The sequence below is a fragment of the Nitratireductor sp. GCM10026969 genome, from assembly GCF_042660605.1.
Taxonomy (GTDB): domain Bacteria; phylum Pseudomonadota; class Alphaproteobacteria; order Rhizobiales; family Rhizobiaceae; genus Chelativorans.
This window is the reverse complement of sequence record NZ_JBHSUM010000011.1, coordinates 28,351-43,819: the sequence shown is the minus strand read 5'-3', so window position 1 is coordinate 43,819 and position 15,469 is coordinate 28,351. Positions and strand designations below refer to the sequence as shown.

General features: G+C 63.6%; 15 protein-coding genes. 6 read left to right on the top strand and 9 right to left on the bottom strand.

All coding sequences use genetic code 11. From position 1 onward, the window contains the following. The first annotated feature begins 44 nt into the window (after positions 1–44). From ACFP9U_RS04780 to ACFP9U_RS04765, 4 genes are read left to right on the top strand one after another with little or no spacing between them, the layout of a single operon-like run. Positions 45–620 (top strand): chemotaxis protein CheW, encoded by a 576-nt coding sequence (locus ACFP9U_RS04780; RefSeq protein ID WP_378619439.1) that lies wholly within the window; start codon positions 45–47, stop codon positions 618–620. Next, a complete protein-coding gene (locus tag ACFP9U_RS04775) occupies positions 617–2,236 on the top strand; it encodes a HAMP domain-containing methyl-accepting chemotaxis protein (protein ID WP_378619437.1) in 1,620 nt (539 codons plus the stop codon). Before ACFP9U_RS04780 ends, ACFP9U_RS04775 begins: the two co-directional genes overlap by 4 nt. Further along, entirely contained in the window at positions 2,233–4,401 is a 2,169-nt protein-coding gene (locus tag ACFP9U_RS04770; RefSeq protein WP_378619435.1) for a hybrid sensor histidine kinase/response regulator, read from the top strand. The genes ACFP9U_RS04775 and ACFP9U_RS04770 overlap by 4 nt, the downstream gene beginning before the upstream one ends. Before the next feature lie 6 nt (positions 4,402–4,407). Then, complete coding sequence (locus ACFP9U_RS04765; RefSeq protein WP_378619433.1) at positions 4,408–5,439, top strand: chemotaxis protein CheB; 1,032 nt, start codon at positions 4,408–4,410, stop codon at positions 5,437–5,439. A 12-nt stretch (positions 5,440–5,451) separates the two neighbouring features. On the opposite strand, the gene ACFP9U_RS04760 is transcribed toward ACFP9U_RS04765, so the two are convergent. The 4 genes from ACFP9U_RS04760 to ACFP9U_RS04745 all read right to left on the bottom strand — a co-directional run bounded on the left by ACFP9U_RS04760 (position 5,452) and on the right by ACFP9U_RS04745 (position 9,144). Beyond that, positions 5,452–6,423: a type II secretion system F family protein gene (locus ACFP9U_RS04760; RefSeq protein WP_378619432.1), complete on the bottom strand. Its 972-nt coding sequence runs from the start codon at positions 6,421–6,423 to the stop codon at positions 5,452–5,454. A gap of 9 nt (positions 6,424–6,432) precedes the next feature. After that, complete coding sequence (locus tag ACFP9U_RS04755; protein ID WP_378619430.1) at positions 6,433–7,452, bottom strand: type II secretion system F family protein; 1,020 nt, start codon at positions 7,450–7,452, stop codon at positions 6,433–6,435. A 13-nt stretch (positions 7,453–7,465) separates the two neighbouring features. Further along, a complete protein-coding gene (locus ACFP9U_RS04750) occupies positions 7,466–8,881 on the bottom strand; it encodes a CpaF family protein (protein ID WP_378619429.1) in 1,416 nt (471 codons plus the stop codon). Between the two features lie 89 nt (positions 8,882–8,970). Further along, positions 8,971–9,144, bottom strand: coding sequence for a Flp family type IVb pilin (locus tag ACFP9U_RS04745; protein WP_378619427.1), 174 nt, complete (start codon positions 9,142–9,144; stop codon positions 8,971–8,973). Positions 9,145–9,406: 262 nt separating this feature from the next. Here ACFP9U_RS04745 and ACFP9U_RS04740 point away from each other — a divergent pair, with 262 nt between their 5' ends. Beyond that, positions 9,407–9,907 (top strand): pilus assembly protein N-terminal domain-containing protein, encoded by a 501-nt coding sequence (locus tag ACFP9U_RS04740; protein ID WP_378619424.1) that lies wholly within the window; start codon positions 9,407–9,409, stop codon positions 9,905–9,907. 5 nt (positions 9,908–9,912) lie between these two features. Here the strand turns inward: ACFP9U_RS04740 and ACFP9U_RS04735 are convergent, their stop codons facing one another. Genes ACFP9U_RS04735 through ACFP9U_RS04720 form a run of 4 tightly spaced genes read right to left on the bottom strand, consistent with a single transcriptional unit; the run spans position 9,913 to position 13,417 of the window. Next, the gene (locus tag ACFP9U_RS04735; protein ID WP_378619423.1) at positions 9,913–10,335 is read right to left on the bottom strand and encodes a TadE/TadG family type IV pilus assembly protein; all 423 of its coding nucleotides are present in this window, start codon (positions 10,333–10,335) and stop codon (positions 9,913–9,915) included. Then, on the bottom strand, positions 10,332–12,047 hold the full coding sequence (locus tag ACFP9U_RS04730) for an AAA family ATPase (protein ID WP_378619421.1): 1,716 nt from the start codon (positions 12,045–12,047) through the stop codon (positions 10,332–10,334). Before ACFP9U_RS04730 ends, ACFP9U_RS04735 begins: the two co-directional genes overlap by 4 nt. 41 nt (positions 12,048–12,088) lie before the next feature. Then, positions 12,089–12,892 (bottom strand): Flp pilus assembly protein CpaB, encoded by an 804-nt coding sequence (cpaB, locus tag ACFP9U_RS04725; protein WP_378619419.1) that lies wholly within the window; start codon positions 12,890–12,892, stop codon positions 12,089–12,091. 12 nt (positions 12,893–12,904) lie between these two features. Next, complete coding sequence (locus tag ACFP9U_RS04720) at positions 12,905–13,417, bottom strand: A24 family peptidase (protein WP_378619418.1); 513 nt, start codon at positions 13,415–13,417, stop codon at positions 12,905–12,907. A 204-nt stretch (positions 13,418–13,621) separates the two neighbouring features. On the opposite strand from ACFP9U_RS04720, the gene ACFP9U_RS04715 reads away from it, so the two are divergent. Continuing rightward, a complete protein-coding gene (locus ACFP9U_RS04715) occupies positions 13,622–14,932 on the top strand; it encodes a pilus assembly protein TadG-related protein (RefSeq protein ID WP_378619479.1) in 1,311 nt (436 codons plus the stop codon). 72 nt (positions 14,933–15,004) lie between these two features. Here the strand turns inward: ACFP9U_RS04715 and ACFP9U_RS04710 are convergent, their stop codons facing one another. Continuing rightward, a complete protein-coding gene (locus ACFP9U_RS04710) occupies positions 15,005–15,466 on the bottom strand; it encodes a tetratricopeptide repeat protein (protein WP_378619416.1) in 462 nt (153 codons plus the stop codon). Positions 15,467–15,469: the final 3 nt, after the last annotated feature.

The following is a 15,469-nucleotide window of genomic DNA, read 5'->3' as shown; positions in this document are numbered from 1 at the left end:
GCGCGGTCGATTGGGCCGTTGTCCGCCAGAGGCTGGAGACGAGCATGAATGCGGTCACCAGTCTCCAGGATCCCGCCGACGAAGCGCGACGACGCAAGATCGAGGCACGGGCCAAAGCCCTCGAACGCTCGCGCACCCAGGGCCCGAGCGACATTCCGGCGGTGGGATCGGTCCATTTCGATCTGGGCGGTAAGCGGTTCGCCATGGAGGCGCGTTACGTCCACGAGCTGGTTCCGATGCGGTGGACCACGCACCTTCCGCGTGCGCCGCGCTTCGTAATCGGTCTTTACGATTTACGTGGGCAGGTGTTTCCCGTCTTCGATCTGCAGGTACTTCTCGCCCCGACAACAGGTGCATCACTCGTCGCGAACTGGGGCATTGTCTGCGGCCAGCATCGGCCAGAGTTCCTGATTGCAACTTCGGGCATGGCGACAATCGCGCCCGACGTCCCGCAGCCGGTCGCTCCGGCGGAAACAGACGCGTCCGCGGGGTGGATACGCGGGATAGCCGGTGACGGAACCATCATCGTGGACGGCGCAGCGCTGGTTACGGACCGGCAATTGTTTCTCGAAGACCAGAAAAACACTTCCCAGGGTGGGGGAAAGGAAAAGGGACAATGAGCATTCTGCGAAGGCGGAGTCTCTATGGCACGCTTGGCGTGCCGATGGTTTTCTTCGTCGCAGTCTGGGCGGTTTTCATAAGCTTCGGGCTGGTGACCCTCGAGAGGGTCCGCTCCGACATCGTGGTGACGTCCTATCTGGGCAGGGAGCATGTCTTCTACCGGCTGCTCTACTTGGCGTCCCGTTTGCCGGAGTCAGACGGCGACGAGACCGTCGCCTCCGACATGCGTGAAGCCATGAACCGCAACGAGCGGATGCTGTCCACGCTGATCAATGGGAGCACCGAGCTTCGACTACCGCCGACGACGGATCCGCATGTATTGGCGGAACTCGAGGAAAGTCGCCAGTATTGGCTGACCACCGTGAGGCCGGCCCTTGAGACCGCCATCGTGAATGCTCCTCTGACCAGCGGAGAAATGGACAGCCTGGAGCGTCTTGTGGGGGCGTATGTGACTCGGCTGGATCGGCAGATCCGCTTCATGGAGCAGACCGCCGGCGCGCGGTTGTGGCAGGCCCGTCTCCTACTCGTCGCCTCCTCTGCCGTCGTGGTGCTCGGCTTTTTCACGATGCTGCTCCTGATCCACCACTTTGCACAACGTGCAAAAATGTTGCTGGAAACGGCGCAGGAGATCAGTGCCGGGAACATGGACAGGAGAGCGCCCGAGAAAGGTGCGGATGAGCTGTCGCAACTCGGGGCGTCGTTCAACAGCATGACGGCCAAGCTCCTGGCCATGATCGACAGCGAGCGGAACGACCGGACAAGGCTCGAAGGGCTTGTCGCAACGATCGCCGACACGGCCGAGAAGCTCTCTTCTTCCGCAACCGAGATTCTCGCCGGCGCGTCACAACAGGTCGAGGGAATGCGCGAGCAGTCGACAGCGGTCACGCAGACGACCACGAGCGTCGACGAGGTGCTGCAGACCGCGGAACAGGCAACAAAGCGGGCCGAAGCGGTCGCCGCCTCGTCGGAGGCGGCGGTGAATGTCAGCAGCGCCGGGCGTGAGGCCGTCGATGAATCCGTGGCCGTCATGAATGCGGTCAGCGAGCGGACCGAAGCGATCGCCGGCGACATCCTTGCGCTAGCCGAAAGCAACCAGGAGATCGGCGAGATTATTACGGCGGTGACCGAGATTGCTGATCAGACCAACCTGCTTGCCCTCAACGCGGCAATCGAAGCCTCCCGTGCGGGCGAGCACGGGCACGGCTTCAGCGTTGTCGCAACGGAGATCAAGGCCCTGGCCGGTCAGTCCAAGGCCGCTACGGACAAGGTCCGCCGAATTCTCCTGGATATCCAGAAGAGCACCAACGCAGCGGTCATCGGGATGGAAGAGGGGGCGAAAAGCGTCAGCCGAGCCTTGGAAAAGGTGAACGCGGCCGGCGAGACCATCCGGCAGCTCGAGAGCATCATTGCCGATGCTGCGAGATCCGCCGCCCAGATTGCTGCTTCCGCCGGCCAGCAGAGGACGGGCATGAAGCAGATTCACGAGGCGATGCACCACATCCAACAGACGAGCGCGCAGAATCTCGCTGCGGTCCGTCAGGCGGAGCAGGCGGCCAGGGACCTCAACCAGCTCGGAGCCCGCCTGAAGACGATGCTGGACGGACGCGGGGAATGAACATGGCGAAAGGCCAGATCGATCGGCAACTGCTGGAGTTGTTCACCCGGGAGATGCAGGAGCGCGCGCGCGAGCTCGAGCATCTGCTGCTTTCCCTCGAGGGGCTTCAGGAGGCGCAGGCACGGCGAAGCGTGACGGAAAGGCTCCTGCGCATTGCACACAGCCTGAAAGGCGCCGCCGGTCTGGTGGAGGTGCGTCCGGTCGAGCTCATCTGTCACAAGATGGAAGATATGCTTACGCTCCACATGGGCAGTGAGCGTGCTGTGCAAAAGGAGGACTTGGACGCCCTCCTGGCTGCGGTGGACGCCATCAGCGAAACCGCCATGAGATTGGATGGAGGCGCCGGCATTGACGCTGCACCGATCGAGTCTGCGCTCAGAAAGGTAGACGCCAGGCTGAAGGAGAGGCCGCGGGGCGACGTCGGTGAAGATAAGGCAGAGCAGAGGCCCACCGATGAAGATGAGGACAAGGCGGGCCAAGCCGGACCTGCATACGCGCCGCGCATCCGTTCAACCGATCTCGATGGTTCCATGCGCATCTCCGGAGAGCGGCTGGATACTCTCCTCTACAGAAGCGGTGAACTTGTAGCAGCGAAATCGCGTCTTGCCGCGAAAGCTGCAGAAGTCGCTTCACTGCGGGAGCAATTGCGGCATCTTCGCTCCTCCCGACAAGCCCGCATGGACACGCCCGTGTCGCTTGAGAGCGATTTGCGCGAGCTTGCTTCCGGACTTGCCGAGGACGCGCGGCTGATCGGCAGCCTGGTGGATGCACTCGATCACGAGATCCGACGTGCCCGCATGCAGCGCCTGTCGGAAGCTTGCCAGGGGCTGCCGCGACTGGTCCGGGATCTCGGCGCCGCATCCGGGAAAATGGCTGAACTGCACCTCGTGGGCGGCGAAATCGAAATTGACAGGTCGCTCGCCGCCGGACTTCAGGACTGCCTGCGTCACCTCGTCCGCAACGCAATGGGCCACGGGATAGAAACACCGAAAGCGCGCCGCGCTGCCGGCAAGCCCGAGAAGGGCCGGATCAGCATCTCCGCCGCCCTCTTCGGCGACCGCTTTCAGGTGCATGTCGAGGATGACGGGCGCGGATTCGACGTAACGTCGGTCATGGCGGCCGCACGCAAACTGGGCTTTCCAGAACCGGCAGACGAGCGGCAAAGATTGCGCCAGGCGCTCGAGCCCGGTGTGTCGACCTCGGCCGAGCTGACAAAGCTGTCGGGCCGCGGCGTGGGTCTCGACATCGTGCGCGACACGGTGGAGGCGTTGCGGGGAAGCGTGGAAGTCTCGAACGCGTCCAGTGGCGGAGCGGCCTTTACCTTGACCCTGCCACTGACGCTGGCCACGGTACGGGCACTGGAGGTCTCCGTAGGCGGGCAGATCTTCGCCTTCGATACCGCGTCGATCCGCCGGGTGGGCAGGGTGCGCACCAGCGAGTTGCCGGCGGCGGGGCAGCGGGGCCTTCTTGCCGCTGAAAGCGGCGAAGTCCGGATTCTCGATCTGGCCACATGGCTGCAACTTCCCGGAACGAAGGCAACAGAGGTGCCGGACCATTGCCAGGTGGTCTTTGTCGGACCGTCCGGCGGAGAGACGGCGATCATCGTCGACCGGATCCTCGGAGAGGAGGAACTTCTGGTGCGCCCATTGGGGCCTCGACTCGCCAATCTGCGCCACTACAACGGAGCCACAATTCTCGCCGATGGCCGCATCGCCCTTCTTCTCAACCCTTCCGGCTTGCTCGAGGCGGTCGCATCCGAGGAACGTTTCGGGACCGACGCTTATGTTTCCCATCCGCCGCCGGTGCGCAAAATCCTGGTGGTCGACGACTCTCCTTCGGTGCGCATGCTCGAAAAACTCATTCTCGAAGCGGCCGGCTATACGGTCATCCTGGCGGCGGATGGATCGGAAGCATGGAAGTACTTGCAGGAACAGGGCGCCGATGTCGTCGTGGCCGACGTCGACATGCCCGGAATGGATGGACTTGCCCTGACCGGTGTCATCAGGAGATCGCCGAAGTTCGCCAAGCTACCGGTCGTCCTCGTCACCGGACGGGATACGGCGGAAGAGAAGGCACAAGGACTGCAGGTGGGTGCCGATGCTTACATCGCCAAGAGCGGCTTTGACCAGCAAAGTTTCCTTGAAACGGTTCGCCAGATGATTTGAGGTCCCATGCTTCGCCTCTTCCTCGTGGCAAAGAGCACCGATCTGCCGTCGCTTATCAGGCGGACGGGCGGATTTGGCGGTGAGGTGGAACTGATCGGCGTGGCCGAAAGCCAGCAGGAAGCGATCGACGGGGCGAAGCGGCTCAAGCCGGACATCGCCATTGTCGAGCCGAAGCTGGGCGACAGGGCAGGTGCGGACGTGGTGAAGGAGATCATGATCGAGGCTCCCTTGCCGATCGTCATGGCCTTTCCCGTTTCCGATCCCGACCTGGCGCGCCTCGCGGTCGAAGCGCTGGCTTCGGGAGCGCTCGCGATCATTCCCGCACCTTTGGAGATCGAAGGACAAATAGACGAACCGTCGGTGCGGAAGTTCCTGTCCAGCCTCGCAGCCATGTCCCAGGTGAAGGTGGTGAGGCGCTGGCGCACCCCAAGCGGCCCGCTCGCCGCGCGAAAGACAGGCGGCAGGTCCATCCGGATCATGGCGGTCGTGGCGTCGACCGGCGGGCTTGCGGCCATTAAGACGATCCTGAAGAGACTACCGCCCGATTTCCCCGTGCCGATCCTCGCGGTCCAGCACATCGCAGTCGGGCATATCGATGCGATCGCCGCTTCCCTCGACATGGGGTCGGCGCTCAAGGTGAAGGTCGCGGCAGATGGCGATCTCCTTGCACCGGCGACGGTCTATTTCGCACCGGATGGCCATCAGATGGGCCTGAGCAGCAAGAAGCGGATCCACGTGCTGGACGATCTTCCGGTCGATGGATTCCTGCCCTCGGGAAGCTATCTCTTCTCGTCGATGGCTGATGCATTCGGCAGCGAATGCCTGGCCGTCGTGCTGACCGGGATGGGCAGGGACGGAACCGAGGGGCTGAGGACGATCCGCGCGGCCGGAGGTGTGGCGATGGCGCAGGATGCGGCGAGCTCGGCCGTCTTCGGGATGCCGAAGGCAGCCATTGATTCCGGCCTGGTCGATCTGGTCGTGTCCCTGGACGACATGCCCGGGGAGATCGCCCGGCTGGCGGGCGTTACAGTCTGCTGACATCCGGCGATGCTACTGAATGCCGGCGATCTGGATTGCCGCGGGCGTGATGATCACCGCAAAGAGCACCGGCAGGAAGAAAATGATCATCGGTACCGTCAGCTTGGGCGGCAGGGCCGCGGCGCGTTTCTCGGCTTCGCTCATGCGCATGTCGCGACTTTCCTGGGCCATGACACGCAAGGCCTGCCCCAAGGGAGTGCCGTATTTCTCCGCCTGGATGAGGCTGGTCACCACGGCGCGCACGCCCTCCACCCCCGTCCGCTTGCCGAGATTCTCGTAAGCCTGGCGGCGATCCTGCAGGTAGGACAGTTCCGCCGTCGTCAGCGCCACCTCCTCCGCCACTTCCGCGGATTGGGTGCCGATCTCCTCGGCCACCTTGCGGAACGCGCTTTCGACGCTCATTCCCGATTCCACGGTGATGAGCAGCAGGTCGAGCGCTTCCGGCCATGCACGGCGGATGGCCTTCTGCCGCTTGGTGATCCTGTTCCTGACATAGATGGACGGAACGAAGTACCCGAGTGCCCCGGCGGCGGCCGCAATGCCGAAACCCGCATAGAGCGGCACCGCCGGCTTCAGCAGAAAGAGGAAATACAGCGTGGCGATCCCGAATATCACGACCGGCGCGATGAGCCTTATGGCAAGGAACGCGATCACCGGCGCGCTGCCGCGATAGCCGGCCATCCGCAGCCGCTCTGCGATCTCGCCGTCTTCGGCCTGTTTGGCGAGGTTGAAGCCCTCGACGATCGTCTTGAACAGTTTGCGTGGTTCGCTGCGCAACGACATGGGCTTGCGTTCTGCCGTGAGCCGCGCGCGCTCGCGTTTGCGCAGGAGCTTGCGCTCGTTTTCCACTTTCTCCATGCGCCGGGCGAGGCCGTTGCGGAACAGATACGGCCAGGAGACGACGAGAACCGCCGAAAACGCGGCGATGGCCGCCATGATCGCCGAAAGTTGCTCGGGATCGGGAATGCTGGAAACGAAGTTCATCGTGCTGCCTCAGAAATCGAAGTTGATCATCTTGCGCATGACGAGGATGCCCATGCCCATCCACAGCGCACAGCCGACAAGCACGATCTTGCCTGTCAGGGTGGTGAACAAGAGCGACATGTAGTCGGGGCTCGTCGCATACACGGCAGCGGATACAAGGAAGGGCAGGGCACCGATGATGCCGGCGGAGGATTTTGCCTCCGAGCTCATCGCCTTGATCTTTGCGCTCATCTTCTTGCGTTCCCGCAACACCCTGGAGAGGTTGCCGAGCGCCTCCGAAAGGCTGCCGCCGGTGCGGCTCTGCAGCGCAATGACGATCGCGAAAAAGTTGGCTTCCGGCAGAGGAACGCGTTCCCACAACCTCTGCACCGCCTCGTCGAGCGGGATCCCGAGCGTCTGGTCCTGGACGATCGACACGAACTCGCTTTTGATGGGTTCCGGCGTTTCGGCGGCGATCACCCGCAGGCAGTCCGGCATGGGCAGGCCGGACTTCAAGCCGCGCACGATGACGTCGACCGCGTTTGGAAATTCGGCGGTGAAGTTCTTGAGACGCCGCTTGCGCCGTGTACCGACATAGACGTGCGGCAGAAGCAACCCTCCCGCCACGGCGAAGCCGATGGCGACGAGCATCCCGGCCCCAAGAACGACCGAGAGCAGAAAGCATCCCGCGCCCGAAGCGGCGCAGGCGGTGTAGTAGGTCTTCTTCGACCAGCCGAGACCCGCCTGCCTCATCCTGCCCGCAAGTGTCGGCTTGCCGGCCTTCCTGCTCTTCGCCTTCTGCTTCTCCTCGAGTTCCCGCAGCGTCTTTTCCACGGATTTGCGACGATCCCGCTCCTCGTCCACCGGCGAGGAGACATCCTCTCCCGCGCCGAGGGCGGCAAGGCTATGGAAGCGCCGCTTGAAGGGGCTGGCTTGCGCGAGGCGCGGGTAGAACATCGCCGCGGCCAGTCCCCCGACGCTCAGCGTTGCAAAGGCGAACACCACCATCGGGAAGAGGGTGGGCCCAAGCAGGGTGCTCAACTCCGTCATTATGCGGTTCCCTCTAGGCTGCAGCCTTCGCTTCCGCGGCGTCCAGCGCCGCCGCAAGGCGCGCCTCCTCACCATAGTAGCGGGCGCGATCCCAGAACGCCGGGCGGCCGATCCCGGTGGAGCGATGCCGGCCCAGCAATTTTCCGTCGGCGTCTTCCCCGAGGATGTCGTAGACGAAAAGGTCCTGGGTGGTGACGACGTCGCCTTCCATACCCAGCACTTCGGTGATGTGGGTGATGCGGCGTGAGCCGTCGCGCAGGCGCGCTGCCTGCACGATCACGTCCACCGAGGAAACGATCATCTCGCGGATGGTTTTGGAGGGTAGCGCGAAGCCGCCCATCGTGATCATGGACTCCAGACGTGAGATTGCTTCGCGCGGCGAGTTCGCATGCAGCGTCCCCATCGAGCCGTCGTGGCCCGTGTTCATGGCCTGCAGGAGGTCGAAGGCCTCCGGCCCGCGCACCTCGCCGACGATGATGCGCTCCGGACGCATGCGCAGGCAGTTCTTCACCAGGTTGCGCATGGTGATTTCGCCCAGCCCCTCGATGTTGGGCGGGCGGGTTTCCAGCCGCACCACATGCGGCTGCTGGAGCTGCAACTCGGCTGCATCCTCGCAGGTGATGACGCGCTCGTCGCGGTCGATATAGTTGGTCAGGCAGTTGAGCAGCGTCGTCTTGCCCGAGCCTGTGCCGCCGGAGATGACGACATTGCAGCGCACGCGCCCGATGATCTTCAGGATTTCCGCACCCTCCGGCGTGATCGAGCCGAATTTTACCAGCTGGTCGAGGGTGAGCTTGTCCTTTTTGAACTTGCGGATGGTGAGGCTGGGACCGTCGATCGCCAGCGGCGGCGCAATGACGTTGACGCGCGAGCCGTCCGCCAGGCGCGCGTCGCAGATGGGGCTCGACTCGTCCACGCGCCGGCCGACCTGGCTGACGATCCTCTGGCAGATGTTCAGAAGTTGCTCGTTGTCGCGGAAGCGGATACCGGTCTTCTCGACATGGCCACCCACTTCGATGAAGATCTGGTCCGCGCCGTTGACCATGATGTCGGCGATGTCATCGCGCTTCAGCAGCGGCTCCAGGGGGCCATAACCGAGAATATCATCGCATATGTCGTTGAGCAGTCCGTCCTGTTCCGATTGGGAAAGGCCGGCCTTCTTTGCGGCAACGATGTCGTTGACGATCGCACCGATTTCCTTGCGCGCCTGAACCTCCTCCATCGTCGACAGGGCGGCGACGTCGATGGCGGCAATGAGCGCGCCGAAGATCTCTTTCTTCAGGTCGTAATAGTGGTTCGGCTTGTCGGCCAAGATGCGCGCTGGCGCTGGCGCTGCGTTTTCTTGCGGACGAGGCGCGGGCTCCGGCGCAGGCGGGGGTGCCTTGCTTTCACTGGACTGCAGCTGTGCGGCGGATTTTCTGCCAATCATTGCTCTTGTCCTAAACGTTTCCGTGGCTGGCGCTAAAAAATGGGGGGCTCTCACCCCCCAACTTTCGTTGTCTGAAAAGCTGGAGGCCCTTACAGGGTCGGGTTCAGGCTGTTGGCAATGGACTGGAACGTGTTGCTTACGTCGGTGCCGACGAGGCCGACGGCGGTGATAATGACGACGGCGATCAGGCCGGCGATCAGGCCATATTCGATGGCGGTGGCGCCGGACTCGTTCTTGGCGAAGCGGGTGACGAGGTTCTTCATGGTTCGATCCTTTACTGGATTGCGGGGTTGCGCCGACACCATCAAGGATCGGCGTCACAGGTGGGCCGTCATGTGCTTTTGAACCCACGCTCTGTGTAAGCGGTGATATAGCCGTGTTAACCTTCGCGCTCCATTCAGCCTGATGGCCGACCCTTTCCGCGCTATCCTCGGCCACATGGCCTAATTCGCTTGCCCGGCTCGGGGCAGGGAACCCCGCCCCCTTGCGTCCGTTCTGACAAGAGCCTGAAGGAGGACTCCGGCCATGAGCGCTGATTTCCGGATATCACTCGCCCTTGCCGCATCGGTGATTGTTCTGCCCACTTCGGCCTGGGGCGAGCCGGTTCCGCCGTCGGCACAGGAGGCTGTCTATTTAGAAGACGGTTTGGTAAGGCTCACCATCGACCGCGCGGAGCTGCTGGCTCTCGAACGGCCGGCCGGCACCGTTATTCTGGGCAGCACGGCGACTGCCACCGCCACCTTGAGCGATGACCGCACGCTTATCCTGACGGGGCGGACAACCGGCTCCACAAACCTGATCGTGCTCGATGCGGATGGCGCAGAGATCATCGACACCGTGCTGTGGGTGGTCGAGCGGCCGGAACTCGTCACGGTCCACCAAGGCGAACAGCGCCAGACATACACGTGCGTGCGCAGGTGCGATCCGGTACTTTCCGTCGGCGACGACGCGGAATTCTTCAGTACCACCGCGTCTCAGATGGGCGTCCGGCAGGGTCTCACGGGCGACGGCGCGGCCGGGCAGTAGGAACATCAGCCAGCGGGAATGCGCCTTGAGACGCTGAGGGCGAACGGACTGTCGCTCACTCCCGGAACGAGAAAGGTGAACGGATAACGGATCGACAGGGTGCGGTATAGCGCGCCATCGACGGTTTCGGTCCCCACCGCAACCTGCAGCAGCTCCGTGTCTCCGACGAAAGCGCCCCGGACCGCGTCTTCAAGCCCGACGGCAATCTCGCTCGCCGAGGCGTCGGGGGGTATCTGGCCGATCAGCACCTTGCGCGCTGCGACGTCCGCGGCGTAGGCAAGATCGTTGCGCACGAAAAACGCGCGGCCGAACTCCACGACGCCGAGGCAGAGCAGGAGCAAGGGCAGGCAGACGATCGCGAACTCGACCGCCGCGGCCCCCGACTGGCATCTTGCAAGATGACGAGAAACGCGCCGCATGGGTCTCATTGTACCTGGACCTGCGCGGACGAGCTCAGCCTGAAATCCGCCAGTATCTCCGGCAGGGACATGGCGTCATAGGTCTTGGAAGCTTCCAGGCGGTAGAAGACGAAGGGCGATGCCGACCCCGCGCAGGACACCGTGCAGGCGGGGGCGTCGGCCGGCGAGATGTCGGCGTCCTCGGGGCACGCACAATAGCGACTGACCAGGTCGAAGGAGACGGCGGCCGGGGCGTCAGCCTGTCCGAGCGCCGACTGCATGACTTTGTAGACTTCCGCTTCGCCAGGATCGGACATGGCGGCCTGGGCGCCAGCACGCAGCGCATAGTCCATCGCCATGCGCTCATGCAGCGCAAGCCCCAGATCCGCCATCGCCACCAGGGAAAAGGCCAGAACCGGCGCAACCAGCGCGAATTCGACGGCGGAGACACCGCTTTCGGAGACAGCCAGTTCCGCTGCCTTGCCCTTCCGGAGGGAAAGGCCGTCCTGCTTACGCTGGCGCCTGAAGATCCCGAGGAGTGCCTGCAGGCGGAACTTCTTTCCGCTTCTCTTGTCACGCTGGCCGCTCACGCGCCAGGCAAGCTCGCTCAGTGCCCGTGCGGCTTTCGAGCCGCGCGCCACTTTCGTTACCATGCGGCCTTCGTTGGCAGCCTTGCCGAACGCCTGTGCATCGAAGGGGATGGTCGCCCATTGCTCCACGCCAACCGCCGCGGCAAAATCCTTGAGCTTGACCTCGGGCATCTTCGGCGTGCCCACGCGATTGAGAACGAGCCTCGGAGGCGGATCGTTCGGCCGCGCCTTCTTCAGGTACTCGATGATATTCTTGGCGTTGCGCATGCTGGCCAGATCGGGCGTAGCGGTGATGACGATCTCGTCTGCGCTCAGTAGCGCCTTCTTCGTCCATGGGGTCCAAAGGTGCGGGATGTCGAGGACGAGGTGCCACGAACTCGACCTGGCGACATCCAGCAGCCGGTCAATGTCTTCTTCCTTCAAGTTGAAGGATCGGTCGAAGGCGGCATTGACGGGAAGCAGATGCAAGCGTTCGGAGTGCTTGACCGCGATGCGCCTGATGAGAACCTCGTCGACGCGGTTCGCGCCTTCGATCACGTCCGCCATTCCCTGCGGCGAGTCGACGTCGAAATTCAGACCGACGGTGCCGAACTGCAGGTCGAGATCGGCGACAAGCACATCCGCCTCCGACCGGTCCACCATGGCCGCGGCCACATTGTGGGCGATCGTCGAGGAGCCGGAGCCGCCCTTGGCGCCGATGAAGGCGATGATGCGCCCCAGCTTTTCCTCGACCGAGCTGCGAAAGCATCGCGATACGGCCTCGACGAACGCCATCGGCGCGACAGGCGCGACAAGGTAGTCGTCCACGCCCGCCTCTGTCAGCTCGCGGTAGAGGTTCACGTCGTTGGAAGAGCCGATCACGATCACCTTGGTGCCGGCGATGCACTCCATTGCCAGCGCTTCGAGCTCTTCCATGAGCTTCGGCTTTTCCTCATGGCATTCCACGACCACGAGGTTGGGCGATGGCGTTCCCCGGTAGAAGGACGCCGCCTGAATCATGCCTCCTTCCTTGATCGAGACGCTGGCGCGCGCCATCCGCCGGTCGAGCGCACCGGTACATATCGCCTCCGCCAGATCCGGAGAGATGCAGAAGGCGGTGATGTCGACTTTGGGAATCGCGTGCAGGACGTATGGAGCGTTCATGGGGTGCATATCCCGGTTTCCAACTGAAGTCTGTGTCATGCCGGCGGCCCCTAGCCGCCTTCACGGTTCGAGGAGGGAACCTCCACCGTTCTGAGAGTGTCGCCGCCGAAAATCCGGATGGCTCGGGTGTGCTTCTTCGTCGCGACGGTTTCGGCAGGCTCGCCCTCGTCCGAGGCGGCGCGCAGGGCAAGCGAAATGGAGCCCGATGCTTCCGCAGCCGTGATCACGGGTATCTGGCGCGGATCCACTTCGAGAGTCGCGGTTTTGCCGACGACAGCTGCGCCGTCGCTCACCCCCGATGCCGTCTGGTCGACCGCAAGAACGCGGATATTGGAGAGAATGGTCCGGCTCGATACTTGCTCCGCACCGGATTGTTCCGGCGTCACCGCGGTATGGATCAGGTCCACGCGGTCATTCGGCAGGATGAAGCCTCCCGCGGTGCTCTCTGCGGTGACGCGGACGGCGATCGCCCGCTTTCCCGAGGGAAGCTGGGCGGACAGGAAGCCGGCACCCGGCTGCGCCAGCCGGTCATCCCGTATGGGTTCGCCGGCCACGAAGCCGCCGCGCACGAGGGAGCCCGTGAGCGCTTCCTGCGCGTCGGGCCGCGCGGAGCGGCTCATAAAGACGGCCGGGACATCGCCTGCCGTCCACGGCTGCCAGCGCAGGTCGGCTTCCTTGAGGACGGCGCCGTGCGCAAGATCGGAGGCTGCCACGAGCACTTCCTTGTCGGGGGACGAAGGCGGCTCGGAGACGCTGGTCTCGGCCGTCGTCGGCTGTCCGGCCGTTCCCATGGCCAGCCATGCGGCGACACCGCCGGAGCACAGCGCCAGAAGGAGAATGAGGATACGGAACATCGCTTTGCCTCGTTAGATCATGGCTGAAAAGAACGGGCTCTCGGGCAGGAGCAGGAGTGCCGCCGCGGAAAGCGCAACGCCATAGGGGACGCCGAACGATGCCTCGTGGAGCCGGCCGGTCCATTCCGTCCGCTGCAGAAAGGCAGGCAGCGGCAGCCGACGAAACTGGATCAGTGCCAGAGTGAGGAGCGCGCCGGCAACCGAGACGTAGAGCAGATAAGTGAACGCCTGATCGGCGCCGAGCCACAGGACAGCCACCGCGGCGAGCTTCGCATCGCCGCCGCCGATCCAGCCAAAGGCAAAAAGCAGGAAAGTTCCCGTAAGCACCACCGCCGCGGCGGCCGCGGACGTCAGCATTCCGTCGAGCCCAACGCCTGCGACAGGCGCGAACACCGCATATGCGCCGGCAAGCAACAGCACGAGCCGGTTCGTGATCGTCATCGTCACCACGTCCTTCACGCCGGCGTAGGTCATGCCGGCGGCGAAAAGGAAAAGTGCGGCCCAGGCCGCGGCGTTGGAGATCATTTCGGGCTCCCGGTAACGTCTGCGCGGGGAGCCGGCATCGGTCACCGATGGCGCGTCATCCGCAATTGCCGGGTAATTTGATGCCTCATCGGCGGAAACACCATTCAGCCTGATGGTCTAGCACCGCGTGCCGGCGTGCCGGCGGGACTAGGCTATGTGGCTGAATCGAGCATAGCCGGCCGAAACGCTATATCGGCGACAATCATTTCAATGCTGGAAAACGCGATGAGTCCGCATTCCCAAACTCCGAGACACCGACGCCCGTCCGGCATCTTCCGCGCCCTGTCAAAAGATGAGAAAGGCGCAGTGGCCGCCATCGCGGCCATCGTCTTCCCCGTCGTCATCGGCGCGATGGGGCTCGGTGCCGAAACCGGGTACTGGTTCCTCAAGCAGCGTAAGCTTCAGCATGCGGCGGACGTGGCCGTCTATGCGGCCGCCGTTCGCTATCGCGCCGGCGATGCCCAGACTGCGGTGGAGTCAGCCGCTCTGCGGACGGCGAGCGGCACGGGCTACCAGTCCGATATCGGCACCATCGCGGTGGACCCTCTGTCCGGCTCGACGGTAACCAGCGGCAAGATCACGGTTGAATTGACCGAGACGCATGCACGGCTTTTCTCCTCGGTCTTCTCCAGCGAGCCGCTGGTGCTCGCTGCCCGCGCCGTCGCCGAATTGAAAGGTGGTTCGAAAGCGTGCGTGCTTGCACTTTCAAGCTCGGCCTCGGGGGCCGTCACTGTGACGGGGTCGACCGACGTGCAGCTTTCGAATTGCAGCGTCGCCTCGAATTCGAACGCGGCGGATGCGTTCCTGATGAAGAACGGCAGCGCTCTCATGTCGAGCGACTGCATATACACCGTCGGCGGCGCGGTGACGTCGACGGGGCTGACATTGACCGGATGCAGCCAACCCGTGACTTCCGCGCCGCCCATTCCCGACCCTTTCGCTGCCGTCATCGAACCGGATAAGATCCAGATCGACCAGCTTCCTTGCCGGTCACTGGACCACATCTCGAGCTCCACCTACTCCTTCGACACTCTTCCGAGCGGCGAAAAGGCGCTGCGCTTCTGCGGCGGCCTGGACATCAAGGGCAACATCACGCTTCAGCCCGGCCTCTACATCATCGACGGGGGCGAACTGAAAGTGACCGCGGGGGCGTCGCTTACCGGAAGCGGGGTGACCTTTCTTCTTACGAATTCGGCAAGGGCGAACCTCACCGGAAACTCGGATATCACGCTCTCCGCCCCCACGTCCGGGCCCTATGCCGGCATTCTTCTGTTTGGAAGCCGCCATGGGGCGGGTGTGGGTCACGTTGTAACTGGCAATACGGAGTGGAGCCTCCAGGGAGCTGTATACACGCCGACCGGGGCGATAGACTTTACGGGCAATTCCACCGGGAGTGGCGGATGCCTGCAGATCGTCGCCGACCGCGTCACCTTCACCGGCAACTCCTCCATGGAAACCTGCGCGGACGAAACGAACGAGATCATCGTCGGACAGTCGATCGCGATCATCGAGTGATACCGGGCCGGGTGACCTGAGCCTCGTGCACGGTCCTTCTGCCGAGGGACCGATTGCAAGCGTCGAATGGCCTCAGTTCTTGTTCAACAGGGCGAGATTGGCCGCTATCCGCGGATCGCCCGGCAAGGCCGCGTTCGCTTCCGTAAGCAATTCGCGTGCCTGTTTGCGATTTCCCCGCAGCAGATAGGAATAGCCCATATTGTTGATGACACGGGGCTTGCGCCCCACGAGCTTCAACAACTGCGCGTAAGCGCGGTCGGCGAATTCAAACCGGCCGAGATTGTCATAGGTCGCCGCAAGGCCGAGCCACGCCTCCGCATTGCTCGCGCGCAGCTCCACCGCCTTGCGGAAGTGCTTTTCGGCCAGTCCGTAATTTCCTTCCCGAAAATGCGCCTTGGCCGTGCGCAAATCCCCTTCGCTGATGTCGCCGCTGCTCGTGGGCGCACCGGCTACATCCAACGCCTCATTCACCGACACGGTTTGACAGCCGGCGAGCGAAAGAAGCGCTCCGGCGATTAGCACAGTCCGGTGCATACC